The organism is Pseudomonas stagnisoli (assembly GCF_048595745.1).
GTDB lineage: Bacteria > Pseudomonadota > Gammaproteobacteria > Pseudomonadales > Pseudomonadaceae > Aquipseudomonas > Aquipseudomonas alcaligenes_A.
The window spans coordinates 620,164-637,019 of the sequence record NZ_CP184361.1; the positions used below are offsets into that span (position 1 = coordinate 620,164).

Sequence of the window (16,856 nt, forward strand, 5' to 3'; positions counted from 1 at the left end):
CGCCCTATTGGCAACGCCGTGGGCCATGGCTACTCTGCAGCGGCCGGCGGAGTTTGCCGGCATCAGCCACCTTCAAGGATGAAACCATGCAGACAAAGCAACTGCTTGCCTGTGCGGCGCTGTGCGTCGCCAGTTCCCTGGCCTATTCGGCCGTTCTCTACGATGTCAGCTTCCCCTCGCCGCCGCATGTCGATGGCCAGCCGATCATCATCGACGGTACGCCGCAGACGCCTTCGCGGCAGAACATGGGCTCGGTGCAGATGGTCAGCTACTATGCCGGCCAGCCTGGCAACTGGGGGGTGTTCAACCAACCCAGTTGCAACGCCTCGTACGATCAGATTGAGTTCTTTCTGCCCGCCGGGCAGCAGAAGATCTATCTGAGTTTTGACGTACTAACGACCTCACTGAACAACAGCGATAGCGCTTTCAGTATTTCGCTCGACAGCAAGGACTACGGTGCTCGTTCGCTGAACTTCCATGGCGGTGGAAACGATATCTATCTGTTCAATGTCGCGAATAGTGGTGGCAGATTCGGCTACTTCACCGATCAACAGCGCTATCAGATCACCATGCATGGCGATGTAGCCAAGAATCTGCTGACTATCTCCATCAATGGCTCACAGGTTCACAGCGGTACATTGGGTAGTACAACGCTTACCGGTATTCGGATGACCATGTCGCCCTGGACCGGCAGAGCGAGCCAGTGCTCGCAAAGCGCAGCGGCCGTCAGCAATATCAAAATCTACGAAGACCCTGCCGATATGCAGGGGCCGCCGCCCGAACCCAACCTCGGTCTGGAGTTCACCCTACGCTCCGGTACCACCGACGTTCTGCCCGCCACCGGTGGCTATATCCGTCATAACCGCACGCTGTTCAACTACAGCGGCAATGATCTGAGCCTCAGCTACTGGATCACCACCGAGCTGGCCGACGGCACCCGCTATCCGCTGCTGGCGCCGCGCACGGTTCAGGTTGCTGCGGGTTCCAGCTTCACCGAGCCGAAGAATTTCCTGATCCCCGCCTGGTTCCCCGCGGGCAACTATAAGGCGCGACTGGTCGTGGCCGACGAGGCCAGCGGCGAGCGTGTGTTTAGCGATCTGACCTTCGACAAGCTCGCCGAATAAGGCGCACGAGAGCATCGGTATTCTGCCGGTGCCCTTGACCCCTCGCGCAAATGCGCAGAAGTTGACCAGACGTCGGCGCAAGGCCGGCGTTCGCACAACGGTCATCCGCCACCGGCAGGCTGGCCCCACAAGAACAAGTCCGAAGATTCCCCGACTGCCGACAGCCACCCTGTTGAGGAAATCACCATGGCCCTGTTCGACCCGCGTTATCAGCTCGAAGCCGAAGACCCGCTCGCCCTGTGCCGCCGTGCGGCGTTGAGCCATCAGGAAATCCAGCGCACCATGCACGCCCTCGATCGCCTGGCCTGGCGCCTGCGTGGGCGCTTGCGCGCGCACAGGCGCTAGGCGAAAGCCGCCAGCAGATCCTCCTCCAGCGCGCGCTGTGCCTCGCTGGGCTGCCTCGCGCGATGTCGTGCCAGGCGGAATTCCACCGCGAAGCCCAGCTGCTCGGGCAGCAGGGCCCGCAGTTGGCCGCGTGCCTCCCAGGGCGCGGCGACATGCTCGGGCAGGTAGCCGATGTGGGCGCCGCTGAGAATGAACGCCAGGCTGCCTTCGACCTGTTCGCTGCGGGCGCTGCCAGTACCGGCCTGCCAGGGTTCGTCGGCGGCGATGAAACGGTAGGGGTGCAGCACGCCGTCGTATTGCTGCAGCTCGGCTGGGTCGATGCGCGCCCTGGTGAACAGGGCATGGTCGCGGCCGCAGTAGAGGTGCTGCGGTTCGCTGAACAGCGGCTGGTAGTCCAGCGCCGTCTGGCTGCCGGAGAAATAGCCGATGGCCAGCTGCAGCTGGCCCTGCAGCAGGCGGCGCTCCAGCTCGGCGGGCATGGCGCTGAGCAACTCGATCTGCACCGCCTGGTTGCGTTGGCGAAAGGCGCCGATGGCCGCGCCGAGTCGTTCCAGCACCTCGTCGGCCAGGGCCTCGGACAGGCCGATGTGCAACTCGCCGAGCAGCTTGTCGGCCATGCCCTGAGCTTCGCCCTTGAAGGTCTCGATGGCGGCGAACAGCTTGCGCGTGGCGACCAGCACCTGCTCGCCCTTGGGCGTCAGGCGAAAGCCCGACTTGCCGCGCTCGCACAGGCGAAAGCCCAGGCGTGTCTCCAGCTTGGCCATCTGCGTGCTGATGGTCGACTGGCCGATGCCCAGCTCGCCCTGGGCGGCGCTGAAGCCGCCGCTCTCCACCACGGTGACGAACAGACGCAGCAGTTGCAGGTCGAGGTCGCGCAGCTGGCTGAGCATGTTGGCTCCATACATTGATCTATGTCGATGTCAGAGTAGATCACTTCGTATTTATCCGAAGCAATGGCCGGCGCAGGATGCCGCTATCCGCAGCCCCCGGCAGAGGGGCGCGGCCAACCTATCCTGCCGAGGAGTTGCTCATGCGCCTGGTCGCCAGCTTGCTTGTGTGTGCCTTCGCCCTGCCGCTGCAGGCCGAGGAAAAAGTACTCAACCTCTACAACTGGGCTGACTACGTGCCGCAGCAGGCGCTGCAGCGCTTCCAGACCGAGACCGGCATCCGGGTCAAATACGACAGCTTCGACAGCACCGAGGTGCTGGAGAGCAAGCTGCTTACCGGTGGTAGTGGCTACGACCTGGTCTTTCCCTCCTCCAGCGTGCTGGGCCGGGCCATCTCGGCCAAGGCGCTGCAGCCCGTCGGCGAGCTGGCCAACCGCGGCAATCTCGATCCTGAGTTGCTGGCCAAGCTGGCGGGTATCGACCCCGGCAATGCCTACGGCGTGCCCTACACCTGGGGCACGGTGGGCCTGGGGATCAACCGCGAGGCTGTCGAGCAGCGCCTGCCGGGCGTCGCCCTGGACAGCCTCGACCTGCTGTTCAAGCCCGAGTACGCCAGCAAGCTCAAGGATTGCGGCATCAGCGTGCTCGATTCACCGCAGGAGGTGATCGCGGTCGTGCTCAACTACCTGGGCAAGGACCCGTACAGCACCGCCGAGGCCGACCGAGAGGCCGCAAAGGCCCTGCTGGCGCAGCTGCAGCCGAACCTGCGTTACGTTGGCCAGAGCCGGCAGATCGATGACCTGGCCAAGGGGGAAATCTGCCTTGCGCTGACCTACACCGGCGATGCCGGTATGGCGGCCGCGCGTGCCAGCGAGGCGCAGCAGCCGTTCTCGGTGGTCTACCGCATTCCGCGCGAGGGCACGCTGATCTGGTTCGACACCCTGGCCATCCCCGTGGATGCGCCGCATCCCGAGGCCGCGCGGGCCTTCATCGACCACCTGCTCAAGCCCGAGGCGATCGCCGAGCTGACCAACTCGCTGTACTTCGCCAACGCCAACCTCGCGGCCACGCCGTTGCTGGATGAGGCGGTGAGTGGCGATCCGGACATCTACCCCGCCCCCGAACTGCGTGCCCGGCTGTTCGCCGAACAGGCGCTGCCGCTGCGCGAGATGCGCCAGCGTACCCGCCTGTGGACGGCGTTCCGCACCCAGTACTGACAACCGTTTGGCCGCTCCGGCACCGAGCGGCCCGTTCGAGACCACGACCATGGACCATGCATTCGACAACGACCAGGCGATCACCCGCGACAGCCTCTACGGCACGGCGGCCGAGCCGACCTACGCCGGCATCACCAGCTTCATGCGCCGCCGCTACACGCGCGACCTGCGCGGCGTGGACCTGGTAGTCAGCGGTGTGCCCTTCGACACCGCCACCACCAACCGTCCGGGCAGCCGCTTCGGGCCGCGGGCGATCCGCGCCGCTTCGATCCAGTCGGCCTGGGCCCGCCACTATCCCTGGGAGTTCGACCCGTTCGATCTGCTGGCCTGCATCGACTACGGCGACTGCCACTTCGACCACGGCACGCCGCAGGCCACCCCGGCGGCCATCGAGGCCCACGCCGACAGGATTCTCGATGCCGGCTGCGCCATGCTCACCCTGGGCGGCGACCACTTCATCAGCTACCCGCTGCTCAAGGCCCATGCCAAGAAGCACGGCCCGCTGGCGCTGATCCATTTCGATGCGCACAGCGACACCTGGCCGGACGAGGAGGTCCAGCGCATCGACCACGGCACCATGTTCTACCACGCCGCCCGCGAGGGCCTGGTCGATCCGGCGCGCTCGGTGCAGGTCGGCCTGCGCACCACCAATGACGACGTGATGGGCTTCCAGGTGCTGGATGCGCGCCAGGTCAACCGCAGTACTCCGGAACAGATCGCCGAACTGATCCGCGCTCGCGTCGGCGATCAGCCGGTGTACCTGACCTTCGACATCGACTGCCTCGACCCGGCCTTCGCTCCCGGCACCGGCACGCCGGTGTGCGGTGGGCTGTCCAGCCACCAGGCGCTGGAGATCCTGCGCGGCCTGCGTGGCATCAACCTGGTCGGCATGGACGTGGTCGAGGTGGCGCCACCCTACGACCACGCCGAGGTCACCGCACTGGCCGGCGCCACCCTGGCGATGGAGATGGTCTGCCTCTACGCCTACCGCCACAAGCTTGGCTAGTCGGCGGCATCCTGCGCCAGCAGGATCAGCCGCAGCTGCGCCGCGCCCGGCGACAGGCTGTGGCCGGCGCGGCTGACGATGCCGTAGGCCGAGTGCTGGCTCAGCGCCACGCTGATCTGCAGCGGCGCCAGGCGCCCGCTGGCCACGTCCTGGGCGATCACGTCCCAGGGCGCCAGGCTGACCACGTGGCTGCTGGAAACCAGCTCCTTGAGCACCATGAAGTTGTCGCATTGGATGGTCAGCGGGCTGGCGCCGGCGCCCAGGTTGCGCAGGGCAGCGCTGACCTCCTCGGGCAGCTGGGTGCCGGCCAGCGGGTAGTCCAGCAGGTCCTGCAGCCCCACCGGCTGGCGCTGCAGCAGCGGGTGCTGCGGGTGGCAGAACAGCACGCCGGGGTGCACCCGCAGCGGCTCGATGTGCAGCTGTGGGTCGCCCTCGAACTCGCGGATATCGGCGACGAACAGTTCGATCTCGTCATCCAGCAGACGCCCGCGCAGCTGCTGCCAGTTGTCGATCAGCAGGTGCAGGCGTACCCGGGGAAAGCGCTCGGCGAAGCTGCCCATGGCCTGCGGCACCAGCCGCGCGGCAGGGTAGGGGCCGGCGCCCAGGCGCACTTCACCGCTGGCCAGGTTGCCCAGCTGGCTCACCGCATTGCTCAGCGCCTGGCTACCGGCCAGCAGGCGCCGTGCATGTTCCAGCACCAGCTGGCCATGGGCGGTGAGGCTGATGCCGCGACTGTGACGATTGACCAGCGCGCAGCCCAGGCTACTTTCCAGGGCCTGGATGCTGCGGCTCAGCGCCGGCTGGCTGAGGTGCACGGCTTCGGCGGCACGGGCGAAGTGGCCGTGTTCGGCGAGCGCGACGAAGTGGCGAAGCTGGCGCAGGTCGTTCATGCGTATCTCGCATTGGTATTTCGAATGGAATGCATTGGAATTATCACAACACCTTTGCCAGTCTGCCAGGCGAGATAACAACAACGAGTCCGCCTCCCATGTCTGCACTTCGTCGTTTCAGCGGCCTGCTCCTGGCCGCCACCCTGCCTCTCGGTGCCCTGGCCGCGCTGCCCGAGGAACAGATCACGCCGAGCATTCACCCCGAGCTCAAGGCGCACACCGCGCATTTCAACCAGAAGCTGTATCGGGTGGCCGACAACGTCTGGTCGGCGGTGGGCTGGCAGCTCGGCAACGTGGTGGCCATCGACGCCCCCGAGGGCCTGATCATCGTCGACACCGGCGAGTCGGTGAGCGAGTCGCGCAAGATCATGGCCGAGCTGCGCAAGGTCAGCGACAAGCCGGTCAAGGCGGTGGTCTACACCCACTTCCACCCGGACCACATCAACGGCGTGCAGGCGTTCGTCAGCCCCGAGCAGGTGGCCAGCGGCGAGGTGCAGATCTACGCCCATGAAACCCTGCTGGCCAACGTGGTGGCGCAGGGCGCGCAGGTCGGCCCCATCCTCGGTGTGCGCTCGGCCTACAGCTTCGGCAGCTTCCTGCCGGCGGCCGACAACCAGGACATGAACGCTGGCATCGGCCCGCTGGCCAAGGCCGAGCCGTCGACCTTCATCGCGCCCACCATCACCTTCAAGGAGCGCCTGGACACCCGGGTGGCGGGCCTGCCGGTGCAGTTCCTGCATGCGCCCAGCGAGGCGCCGGACGAAATCGTGCTGTACCTGCCCGACAATAAGGTGCTGATCAGCGCCGAGGTCGATCAGGGGCCGACCCTGCCGAACATCCACACCCTGCGCGGCACCAAGTTCCGTGATCCGGTGCAATGGGTGGCCAGCCTCGACCTGCTGCGCTCGCTCAAGGCCGAGCACATGGTGCCGCTGCACGGGCGGCCGATCAGCGGCGCCGAGCAGGTCGAGGAAGTGCTGCGCATGACCCGTGACGGCATCGCCTATATCCACGACCAGACCGTGCGCTGGATGAACAAGGGGCTGACCCCGGACGAGCTGGTCGAGAGGGTCAAGCTGCCGCCGCACCTGGCCGGCTACACCCCCTACCTGCGCGAGTACTACGGTACGGTCAAGCACAGCGTGCGGCAGATCTACAACGGCTACCTGGGCTGGTTCCAGGGCGACCCGGTGGACCTCGATCCGATCCCGCCGAAGGACAAGGCGCAGCGTCTGATCGCGCTGATGGGCGGGCGCGAGAAGGTCCTGCTGGCCGCCGGCGAGGCCTATCTCAAAGGCGACTACCAGTGGGCCGCGGAGCTGTCCGGCTATGCCATCCGAGTGGACAACGAAGACGCTCTGGCCCGCGACATCAAGGCCCGCAGCCTGCGCAAGCTGGGCTATGCGAGCATGAACATCAACTGGCGCAACTGGTACCTGACCAGCGCCATGGAGCTGGAAGGCAAGTTCGACGGCGACGACGTGCGCGAACAGGCCCAGGTGCTGCGCGGCGTATTCCTTTCACCGCAGATGGTGAAGAACTTCACGCCGCAAGCCTTCCTCGGCAACTGGGTCACCCGCATCGACCCGGAGAAGGCCGGCGATGTGCAGATGACACTGGGCTTCGAGTTTCCCGACGTGGGCGAGCAATGGGCACTGGAGGTGCGCCGCGGCGTCGCCCAGTTGCATCGCGGCATCCCGGAGGGCACGTCGCTCAGGCTGACCATGAACAAAAGCTTCATGGACACCCTGCTGACGGGGGAAGGCGGGCTGGTCAAAGGCGCACTGCTGGGCGACGTCAAGGTCGACGGCAGCCTGCTCGATATCAAGACCTTTCTGGGGTGCTTTGATTTCGAGGAGGAACCCTTTGGCCTGACCGTGCGCTGAGCACGAGCCAACAAGCTCTTACCGCCGCTGCAGTAGACGCCAGCACAATAAAGACAAAAGCCGCGCAGTGCGCGGCTTTCAAGGTGGTGGGCCCACACGGACTCGAACCGTGGACCAAAGGATTATGAGTCCTCTGCTCTAACCGACTGAGCTATAGGCCCTCAGAAGGAGCGGCGGATTATAGCGGCGCCTTTTCCGTGCTGCCAATCGGCAGCGGGCCGAGGAAATTGGCGGCGAAGGACTCGGCCGAGAGCGGGCGGCTGATCACGTAGCCCTGGATCTGTTCGCAACCTTCGCTGGTGAGGAATATCTCCTGCGCCTTGGTCTCCACACCTTCGGCGATGACGGTCATCTGCAGGCTGCGGCCGAGGGCGATGATGGCGCGGGTGATCGCGGCATCGTCGGGATCGCCCGGCAGGCCGCGGACGAAGGACTTGTCGATCTTGAGGATGTCCAGGGGTAGGCGCTTGAGGTAGCTGAGCGAGGAATAGCCGGTGCCGAAGTCATCGATGGCCAGCTGCAGGCCGAGCTCCTTGAGTTCATGCAGGATCAGCAGCGCCTCTTCGGCCTGGGTCATGATGAAGCTCTCGGTGATCTCCAGTTGCAGCTTGTCGGCGCTCAGGCCGAATGTATCGAGGATGGCGGCAATGCGCTCGCACAGTTGCGCCTGGCGTAGCTGGCTGCCGGACAGGTTGACCGACAGCGGGCCGAAAGGGGCATGGCGGTCCTGCCAGGCGCGCATCTGTCGGCAGGCTTCGAGGAGCACCCAGTCCCCCAGCTGGAGGATCATGCCGCTATCTTCGGCGAGGGGAATGAAACGGTCTGGGGGGATGTCGCCGAATACCGGGTGGCGCCAGCGGATCAGTGCCTCGGCGCCCACCAGCTTGCCGGTATGCAGGCACAGCTTGGGCTGGTAGTGCAGGCTCAGTTCGTCGCGTTCGATGGCGCGGCGTAACTCCAGCTCCAGGGTCATGCGCTCGGTGGCCTGGAAGGTCAGGCTGCGGGTGTAGAACTCCACGCGGTTGCGGCCCTTGGCCTTCGAGCTGTACATGGCGGCGTCGGCGTTCTTTACCAGGGTGGCGACATCGCTGCCGTCCTCGGGGAACAGGCTGATACCTATGCTGGCGCTGATGAAGAACTCGTGGCCGTCCACCTGGAAGGGCGCGTGGAAGCAGGTCAGCAGCTTGGTCGCCACCCGCTCGGCGTCGCGCGGCTGGTGCAGGCCCGGTAGCAGCACGATGAATTCATCACCCCCCAGGCGTGCCACCGTGTCGATGTCGCGCAGTTGTTCGCGCAGGCGCAGGGCGATGCTCTTGAGCAGTTGGTCACCGACCGGGTGGCCGAGGCTGTCGTTGATGTGTTTGAAGCGATCGAGGTCGAGGAACAGCACCGCGCCGCGCTGGTGGTCAGTGCGTGCATCGTGGAGGGCGTTGTCCAGGCGGCTTTCGAACAGCATGCGGTTGGGCAGGCCGGTGAGTGGGTCGTGGTGCGCCTGGTAGTCCAGGCGGTCCTGGGCCTGCTTGAGCGAGCTGATATCGGCGAATACGCCGACGAAGTGGGTGATCTGCCCGCTCTGGTCGCGTACGGCGCTGATGGTCAGCCACTCGGGATACAGCTCGCCGTTCTTGCGCTTGTTGTAGATCTCGCCCTGCCAGTGGCCTTCCGCCGCCAGTTGGTGCCACATGGCGGCATAGAACGCGCTGTCGTGCTTGCCCGACGACAGCAGGCGCGGGCTCTGGCCCAGGGCCTCGGCCTCGCTGTAGCCGGTGATGGTGCTGAAAGCACGATTGACTGCGGTGATGCGCTGGTTGAGGTCGGTGATCATCACGCCTTCAGCGGTGCTCTCGAACACCGTGGCGGCCTGATGCAGACGTGCCTGCATGTGTTCGCGCTCGGTGATGTCGCGGGCGATGATCAGCATGCAAGGTTCTTCGTCGATGATGATCGACTGTACGGTGAGGTCGGCCAGGCGCTGTTGCCCGTGGTGCGTGCTGATCCAGGTGCGGAAGTCGCGCAGCGAGCCCTTCGCTTGTATCTGCGTGATCATCGTGTCGCGGTCGCCCGGATTTGCCCACAGGCCGATGCCCAGCGTGGTGTTGCCGATCACCTCGCGGCTATCGTGCCCCGTGATATCGAAGAAGCCTTCGTTGGCTTCGAGAATCATGCCGTCACGCAGGCGGGTCATCAGCAGCCCATCCGGTGACGCGTGGAAGGCTTTGGCGAACTTTTCCTCCGACAGTCTGAGCTGCTGCTGCGTGCGCTTGAGTTCGGAAATGTCGCGCACGGCGACTACCAGTGCAGGCTGGTCGTGGATGTCGATGTGCTGGGCCGAGACCAGGCCCGTGAACAACTCCCCATTGCGGCGGCTGAAGGGCATCTCGATGTTGTTGAGGGCTTCTCTTTGCAGGCGATCAAGCACCATGGGGCCGATACTGGGCGTGCCCCAGATGCCCAGTTCGCTGGCGGTTCTGCCGATAGCCTCGTGTGCGCTAATCCCGAGTTGTTGCTCGAATGTGCGGTTGACGGTCAGTAGCACGCCATCGCTGCGGCGTGCGATGACCAGAATGTCCGGGCAGTTGTGGAACACGAGTTCGAACTTCTCTTCCGAGAGGCGCTGGGCCTGCTCGATGCGTTTGGCCTCGCTGATGTCGATCATCAGGCCGCGCAGTACCGTACCTTCCTCGGTGTTGATCAGGGTGACGATGTCACGTATCCAGACCACTCGGCCATCGGCTGCCAGCATCCGGTAGTCGAGGCTGTGGTCGTGGCCGGCCTGACTTTCCGTGACGCAGAAGTATTCGGCGCGGGCGGCATCCTCGGGGTGCAGGGTGCGCTGCCAGAAGCCGGGTTGCAGCCAGTCCTCCAGGGGATAGCCGAGCAGCTTCTCGGCATGGGGGGAGACGTAGGTGAAGCAGTAGTCCGAGAGGCGCATCTGCCAGGCAATCGCATTCAGGCTTTCGACCATGCCGCGATAATGTCGCTCGCTATCGCGCAGGCGACTCTCAAGGGCCATGCGCTCGTTCACTTCCTGTTGCAGGCGACGATTCACGCGCATGACGGCCACCACGATCAGCAGGGCCAGGAGCAGCACGGGCAGGCCGTAGATCAGCGCTCCTCGTTGCCAGGTACTGCGCTGGTCGAGAACGCTGCCTATCCAGGGCGCCTGCAGGGTGGCGATTTCTTCGGCGCTGAGTTCGGCGAACAGCTTGTCGAGGATGCTGATCAGCGGTGCATGGCTTTTGGGCGCCGCCATGGCGAGCTGATAGCGATAGGGGGTGTCGCCGCTGACCAGAAGGTCTTTGAGCTTGAGCTGGCGCATGCTCCAGACGCTTGAGGCGAGGTCGCCGATCATGGCGTCTGCCTGGCCTGTGGCGAGTGCCTGCAAAGCGGCCACTACGCTGGGGAGTGGCAGCAGGTTGAGATCCGGGTGACGGTTGCGCAGCAGTTCGTGCGGGGCGTAGTCCTGCACCACCGCAATCTTGAGGCCGTACAGTTCATTCAGGCGCATGGGCTGGGGGCCGTCGCGGCGCGACAGGATGACGATCGGGAAGTCGAGATAGGGGCGGGTGAAGGCCAGGTCGCGTTGGCGTTCGGGGGTGGACATGATGCCCGGCAGGAGATCGAGCTGCCCGCTTTTGGCGCCTGCCAGTACTTCGCTCCAGCGGCGAGGCTCCACCGGCACCATGCGGATGTTCAGGCGCTTCTCGATCAGTTCGACGTAGGCTGCGCTCAGGCCGCTGTAGCGCCCCTGCTCGTCGCGAAATTCGAAAGGGGCCCAGGAGGCGTCAATGCCGAGTCGTAGCTGTGGGTGCTCAGCCAGCCATTGCTGTTCTGCCGGGCTGAGCTCCACGGCTGACGCGGGTTGCATCCAGTAAGCCAGGCACGACAGGAGAATGGCCAGCAGGCGCGGCATGCGGTAGTTCCGAGAGCGTGAAGATGACGCAAGTGTAGCTGTAGCAGAAACAAAAACCCCGGCTTGCGCCGGGGTTTTGTGATCACTCGTCGAGGAAGGAGCGCAGATGCTCGCTTCGCGTCGGATGGCGCAGCTTGCGCAGTGCCTTGGCTTCGATCTGGCGGATACGCTCGCGGGTGACATCGAACTGCTTGCCGACTTCCTCGAGGGTGTGGTCGGTGTTCATGTCGATGCCGAAGCGCATGCGCAGTACCTTGGCCTCGCGGGCGGTGAGCCCGGCCAGGACTTCGCGAGTGGCTTCCTTGAGGCTCTCCACGGTAGCCACCTCGATCGGCGACTGCATGGTGGAGTCCTCGATGAAGTCGCCCAGGTGCGAATCCTCGTCGTCGCCGATCGGCGTCTCCATGGAAATCGGCTCTTTGGCGATCTTCAGGACCTTGCGGATCTTGTCCTCGGGCATTTCCATGCGCTCGCCCAGCTCTTCCGGAGTCGGCTCGCGGCCCATCTCTTGAAGCATCTGGCGAGAGATACGGTTCAGCTTGTTGATCGTCTCGATCATGTGCACCGGAATACGGATGGTGCGCGCCTGGTCGGCGATCGAGCGGGTGATCGCCTGGCGGATCCACCAGGTGGCGTAGGTCGAGAACTTGTAGCCGCGGCGGTATTCGAACTTGTCCACCGCCTTCATCAGGCCGATGTTGCCTTCCTGGATCAGGTCGAGGAACTGCAGGCCGCGGTTGGTGTACTTCTTGGCGATGGAGATCACCAGACGCAGGTTGGCCTCGACCATCTCCTTCTTCGCCCGGCGAGCTTTCGCTTCACCGATGGACATGCGGCGGTTGATGTCCTTGATCTCGGCGATCACCAGGCCGGCGTCGGCCTCGATGGCAGCCATCTTTTCCTGGCAGCGCTGGATGTCGGCCAGCAGGTTGCCGATGGCTTCGGCGTACTTGGCCTTGCCCTTGGCCAGGCCGGCAGCCCAGTCGGTGGCAACTTCATTGCCGGGGAACAGCTTGAGGAAGTCGGCGCGAGGCATGCGCGCGTCACGTACGCACAGCTGCATGATGGCGCGCTCCTGGGCGCGAACCTGTTCCAGCGAGCCGCGAACGCGCTCGACCAGGGCGTCGAACTGCTTGGGCACCAGCTTGATCGGCATGAACAGCTCGGCCAGGGCCTGCTGCTCCTTCTCGGCCTGCTTGCTGCCGCGGCCGTGCTTTTTCAGGACCTTGCGGGTCTTGTCCAGCTGCTCGGCAACGGCGCCAAAGCGGCGGGCGGCTTCTTCCGGGTCCGGGCCACCGTCGCCTTCGTCGTCGGAATCGCTGTCGCCTTCCTCGTCCTCTTCCTCGTCGTCCTTGGCTTCGGCCGTGGCTTCCTTGAGCTCGGGCACGACTTCCTCGGCCGGCAGGCTGCCGTCATCAGGGTCGATGTAGCCGCTGAGGACGTCGGACAGGCGGCCGCCTTCACTGGTGACACGCTGGTATTCGGCGAGGATGCTGTCGACGGTACCGGGGAACAGGGAGATGGCCCCCATGACCTCACGGATGCCTTCCTCGATACGCTTGGCGATTTCGATTTCGCCTTCGCGGGTCAGCAGCTCAACGGTACCCATTTCGCGCATGTACATGCGCACCGGGTCGGTGGTGCGGCCGATATCGGTTTCTACCGCGGCCAGGGCTGCTGCGGCTTCTTCGGCGGCGGCTTCGTCGGTGTCGGCTTCGGCCAGCAACAGGGCGTCCGCATCCGGGGCACTTTCGAAGACGTTGATGCCCATGTCGTTGATCATGCGGATGATGTCTTCGACCTGTTCCGGATCGGAGATGTCTTCCGGCAGGTGGTCGTTGACCTCGGCGTAAGTCAGGTAACCCTGCTCACGACCGCGGGTGATCAACTCTTTCAGGCGTGACTGCTGTTCTTTGGACATAAAACCCTATCCACTGAAGGTCTTGGCGGGCTGAAAATAAGCCGAGGATTATACCTGATTCGGTGCGTCAGGCGCCAGTTGGGCTCTTGCTATCGGGTGTGGTGGCGTGGCTGAAGTGCTCTCTCAATAGAGCTTTCTCCTCGTCACTTAGTTCGCTGGGGCTCTTGTGCATGACGCTGCGCAGTAGCTGGTCACGGCGCTTTTTCAGTTGGCCATTGGCAAGTGTAGTAATGGTGTCGAAGAACTGCTGTTCAAGATTGTCGCCTTCGATCAGCCACTCCTTCTCGGCCAGGGCGCGTAGCAGGCGGCCCTGTTCGGTGCCGTGCCAGCGGGCGATCAGCTGCAGCGAGCGCAGTCTGGGGCTTTTCTGCAGGGTGCCGACCAGGGCGACGAGCAGCTGGGCGTAGGTGTCGTCTTCGTCGGCGAAATGGCTGACATCCTCGACCTTCTGCGCCAGTTGTGGGTGGTGCAGCAGGGTGCGCAGGGCGGTCAGGGTCGGCGATTCGACATGCACCGGCTTGCGCGGCGGTGCGCTATCGCGTCCGCCCTTCTTCCAGTCGCCGCCCTTTTTCCATTCGCTATCCTTCTTCCAGGATTTGCCCTCGCCTTTTTGCCAGGGCTTCTTCTGCTCGTAGGCTTCGGCCGGCGGCTCGATATGGTTGGCGTAGTCGGCAACATCGCCGTACTCGGGTTGGGCGTCGTAGTAATGGCCATAATCCGCTGGCGGCTCATGGCTGCCGGTCGATGCGGCGGGCGTGGCGGGGGCGCTCTGGGCGACCTGCTGCAGCATTTCGCCGGAGAGACCAGTGATTTCCGACAGGCGCTGGCGCATCAGGGCGCGCAGGTGGTTGCCGGGGATCTTGTCGATCAGGGGTGCGGCCAGGGTTACCAGGTGCGCCTTGCCTTCCAGCGAGCGTGGGTCGGCTTCTTCGCTGAGCTGCTGGAAGAAGTAGTCGGCCAGCGGCTGGGCGTGCTGGTTGATGCGCGCGCGGAAGGCATCGGTGCCCTCGCTGCGTACCAGGGTGTCCGGGTCTTCGCCTTCGGGCAGGAACAGGAAGCGTGCACGGCGGCCGTCCTGCAGGTTGGGCAGGGTGGCTTCCAGGGCGCGCCAGGCCGCCTTGCGCCCGGCGGCGTCGCCGTCGAAGCAGAACAGCACGCTGGGCACCAGGCGGAACAGGCGCTTTAGGTGCTCCTCGCTGGTCGCCGTGCCAAGGGTGGCTACCGCGTTGCGCAAGCCCTGCTGGGCCAGGGCGATGACGTCCATGTAGCCCTCGACCACCATGATCTCGTCGAGGTCGCGATTGTTCTTGCGCGCCTCGTACAGGCCGTACAACTCCTGCCCCTTGTGGAACACGGGGGTTTCGGGGGAGTTGAGGTACTTCGGCTTGTCGTCGCCGAGCACGCGGCCGCCGAAAGCGATGACGCGGCCGCGGCTGTCGCGGATGGGGAACATCACGCGGTCGCGGAAGCGGTCGTAGATGCGGCCGTTCTCGGCGTTCTCGATCAGCAGGCCGGCGTCGATCATGGCCTTCTGCTGCAGCTTGTCGCCGGCCATGTGCTTGTGCAGGTTGTCCCAGCCCGGCGGGGCGAAGCCCAGGCCGAAGTCGCGGGCAATCTCGCCGGTCAGGCCGCGGCCCTTGAGGTAGTCCACGGCCGCCTTGCGCGTCGGATGGCTCTTCAGGGCCTGGCGGTAGTAGTCGGCGGCAGCCGTCAGCAGCGGGTACAGAGGTGAGTCGACCGGCTGGCGCGGGGTGCGGCCGCGGCCGCCTTCCTCGCGTGGGATGTCCATGCCGGCGCGCTTGGCCAGATCCTCGACGGCCTGGGGGAAGTCCAGGCTGTCGTGATCCATGATGAAGCCGAGGGCGTTGCCGCCGGCGCCGCAGCCGAAGCAGTAGTAGAACTGTTTGTCCGGGCTGACGCTGAAGGAGGGGGTCTTCTCCTTGTGGAACGGGCAGCAGGCGGTGTAGTTCTTGCCGGCCTTCTTCAGCTGGATGCGCGAACTCACCACCTCGACAATGTCGGTGCGGTTGAGCAGGTCATCGATGAAGGACTGCGGAATCAGACCGGCCATGGCTCGTCAGCGTGGAAGAAGAAAGGCGGCAGCATAAACGAAAAAACTCCGATCATCGCCGGACGGCGACGCGGAGTCAGAAATGCAAAGCCCGGCCGGAGCCGGGCTGTGCGCAAGCCTTTAGCGGCGCGACTGATAACTCAGTACAGGCGCTCGCGGCGACGCTGCTCGCGCTGCACTTTCTTGGCGTGACGCTTAACAGCGGCAGCAGCCTTGCGCTTGCGCTCGGTGGTCGGCTTTTCGTAGAACTCGCGGCTGCGGACTTCAGCCAGAACACCGGCTTTTTCGCAGGAGCGCTTGAAACGACGCAGAGCTACGTCGAAGGGTTCGTTCTCTTTAACTTTGACGGCTGGCATCCAGGTCGTACCTTCACTGTTTTACCGAATGGACGACGCGATCCGGCAAGGGCACGGGAATACGTCGGTTTTCAAGGGCTGCGGATATTAACGCCTCGCGCCGCGGAATGCAAAGCCTCTGATCGAAAAGCGCTGGCCGGGCCAGGGGGCGGCGATTATCATGCGCGCCTCCTTTTATAGCCAGTGTTGAAGGTCCCCCATGCTAGTGCTGGGCCTGGAAACCTCCTGCGACGAGACCGGCGTCGCGCTCTACGACAGCGAGCGCGGCCTGCTGGCCGATGCGCTGTTCAGTCAGATCGATCTGCATCGCGTCTACGGCGGTGTCGTGCCGGAGCTCGCTTCGCGCGACCACGTCAAACGCATGCTGCCGCTGATCCGCCAGGTGCTGGATGAGGCCGGTGCCAGCCGCGAGCAGATCGAGGCCATCGCCTACACCTCCGGCCCCGGGCTGGTTGGCGCGCTGCTGGTCGGCGCCGCCTGCGCTCAGGCCCTGGCGTTCGCCTGGGGCATTCCGGCCGTGGGGGTGCATCATATGGAAGGGCACCTGCTGGCGCCGATGTTGGAAGAGCAGCCGCCGGCCTTTCCGTTCGTCGCCTTGCTCGTTTCCGGGGGGCATACCCAGCTGGTGCGGGTCGACGGCATCGGTCGTTATCAGTTGCTTGGTGAGTCGGTAGACGATGCTGCCGGCGAGGCTTTCGACAAGACCGCCAAGCTGATGGGGCTGCGTTACCCGGGCGGGCCGGAGATCGCCCGTTTGGCGGAAAGTGGTACGCCGGGACGCTTCACCTTCCCGCGGCCGATGACCGACAGGCCTGGCCTGGATTTCAGTTTCAGCGGCCTGAAGACGTTCACCCTGAACACCTGGCAGCAGTGCCGCGACGCCGGCGATGCCAGCGAGCAGACCCGCGCCGACATTGCCCGCGCCTTCCAGGATGCGGTGGTCGATACGCTGACCATCAAATGCAAGCGCGCGCTCAAGCAGACCGGGCTGAACAGCCTGGTGATCGCCGGCGGTGTGAGTGCCAACCAGGCTCTGCGCCAGTCCCTGGAAAGCATGCTGTCCGGGCTCAAGGGCCAGGTGTTCTACGCCCGCCCGCGTTTCTGCACCGACAATGGCGCGATGATCGCCTATGCCGGCTGCCAGCGGTTGCTGGCCGGCCAGCACGAGGGGCCGGAGATCAGGGTACAGGCGCGCTGGCCGATGGAGCAGCTGCCGGCCATATGAGTTTGGCTCAGGCCG

12 protein-coding genes and 1 tRNA gene are annotated in these 16,856 nt (G+C 64.8%); 6 read left to right on the forward strand and 7 right to left on the reverse strand.

Annotation, left to right across the window (positions count from 1 at the left end):
- Positions 1–86 precede the first annotated feature (86 nt).
- Positions 87–1,124, forward strand: coding sequence for an RbmA family biofilm matrix protein (locus ACOAPY_RS02945; RefSeq protein ID WP_465154983.1), 1,038 nt, complete (start codon positions 87–89; stop codon positions 1,122–1,124).
- 186 nt (positions 1,125–1,310) lie between these two features.
- Positions 1,311–1,469, forward strand: a complete 159-nt coding sequence (locus tag ACOAPY_RS02950) for a hypothetical protein (protein WP_465154984.1) — start codon at positions 1,311–1,313, stop codon at positions 1,467–1,469.
- Here ACOAPY_RS02950 and ACOAPY_RS02955 read toward each other — a convergent pair.
- Positions 1,466–2,359, reverse strand: a complete 894-nt coding sequence (locus ACOAPY_RS02955) for a LysR family transcriptional regulator (RefSeq protein WP_465154985.1) — start codon at positions 2,357–2,359, stop codon at positions 1,466–1,468. The genes ACOAPY_RS02950 and ACOAPY_RS02955 overlap by 4 nt on opposite strands.
- A 140-nt stretch (positions 2,360–2,499) precedes the next feature.
- Here ACOAPY_RS02955 and ACOAPY_RS02960 point away from each other — a divergent pair, with 140 nt between their 5' ends.
- Both ACOAPY_RS02960 and speB read left to right on the forward strand, forming a co-directional pair.
- A complete protein-coding gene (locus tag ACOAPY_RS02960; RefSeq protein WP_465154986.1) occupies positions 2,500–3,573 on the forward strand; it encodes a polyamine ABC transporter substrate-binding protein in 1,074 nt (357 codons plus the stop codon).
- A 49-nt stretch (positions 3,574–3,622) separates the two neighbouring features.
- On the forward strand, positions 3,623–4,579 hold the full coding sequence (speB, locus tag ACOAPY_RS02965) for an agmatinase (RefSeq protein ID WP_465154988.1): 957 nt from the start codon (positions 3,623–3,625) through the stop codon (positions 4,577–4,579).
- On the opposite strand, the gene ACOAPY_RS02970 is transcribed toward speB, so the two are convergent.
- Entirely contained in the window at positions 4,576–5,469 is an 894-nt protein-coding gene (locus tag ACOAPY_RS02970; protein ID WP_465154989.1) for a LysR family transcriptional regulator, read from the reverse strand. The genes speB and ACOAPY_RS02970 overlap by 4 nt on opposite strands.
- 98 nt (positions 5,470–5,567) lie before the next feature.
- On the opposite strand from ACOAPY_RS02970, the gene ACOAPY_RS02975 reads away from it, so the two are divergent.
- A complete protein-coding gene (locus tag ACOAPY_RS02975; protein ID WP_465154990.1) occupies positions 5,568–7,355 on the forward strand; it encodes an alkyl/aryl-sulfatase in 1,788 nt (595 codons plus the stop codon).
- A gap of 84 nt (positions 7,356–7,439) precedes the next feature.
- On the opposite strand, the gene ACOAPY_RS02980 is transcribed toward ACOAPY_RS02975, so the two are convergent.
- From ACOAPY_RS02980 to rpsU, 5 genes are all read right to left on the reverse strand, one after another.
- A tRNA-Ile gene (locus ACOAPY_RS02980) sits at positions 7,440–7,516 on the reverse strand.
- Between the two features lie 17 nt (positions 7,517–7,533).
- The gene (locus ACOAPY_RS02985) at positions 7,534–11,268 is read right to left on the reverse strand and encodes a bifunctional diguanylate cyclase/phosphodiesterase (protein ID WP_465154991.1); all 3,735 of its coding nucleotides are present in this window, start codon (positions 11,266–11,268) and stop codon (positions 7,534–7,536) included.
- 82 nt (positions 11,269–11,350) lie between these two features.
- Positions 11,351–13,189 carry an RNA polymerase sigma factor RpoD gene (gene rpoD, locus ACOAPY_RS02990; protein ID WP_465154992.1) on the reverse strand — a complete coding sequence of 613 codons (1,839 nt, stop codon included), beginning with the start codon at positions 13,187–13,189 and terminating at the stop codon, positions 11,351–11,353.
- A 67-nt stretch (positions 13,190–13,256) separates the two neighbouring features.
- Complete coding sequence (gene dnaG, locus ACOAPY_RS02995) at positions 13,257–15,260, reverse strand: DNA primase (protein WP_465154993.1); 2,004 nt, start codon at positions 15,258–15,260, stop codon at positions 13,257–13,259.
- Positions 15,261–15,400: 140 nt separating this feature from the next.
- Complete coding sequence (rpsU, locus tag ACOAPY_RS03000) at positions 15,401–15,616, reverse strand: 30S ribosomal protein S21 (RefSeq protein ID WP_021702507.1); 216 nt, start codon at positions 15,614–15,616, stop codon at positions 15,401–15,403.
- Between the two features lie 199 nt (positions 15,617–15,815).
- On the opposite strand from rpsU, the gene tsaD reads away from it, so the two are divergent.
- Positions 15,816–16,841 (forward strand): tRNA (adenosine(37)-N6)-threonylcarbamoyltransferase complex transferase subunit TsaD, encoded by a 1,026-nt coding sequence (gene tsaD / locus ACOAPY_RS03005; RefSeq protein ID WP_465154994.1) that lies wholly within the window; start codon positions 15,816–15,818, stop codon positions 16,839–16,841.
- The last annotated feature ends 15 nt before the right edge of the window (positions 16,842–16,856 follow it).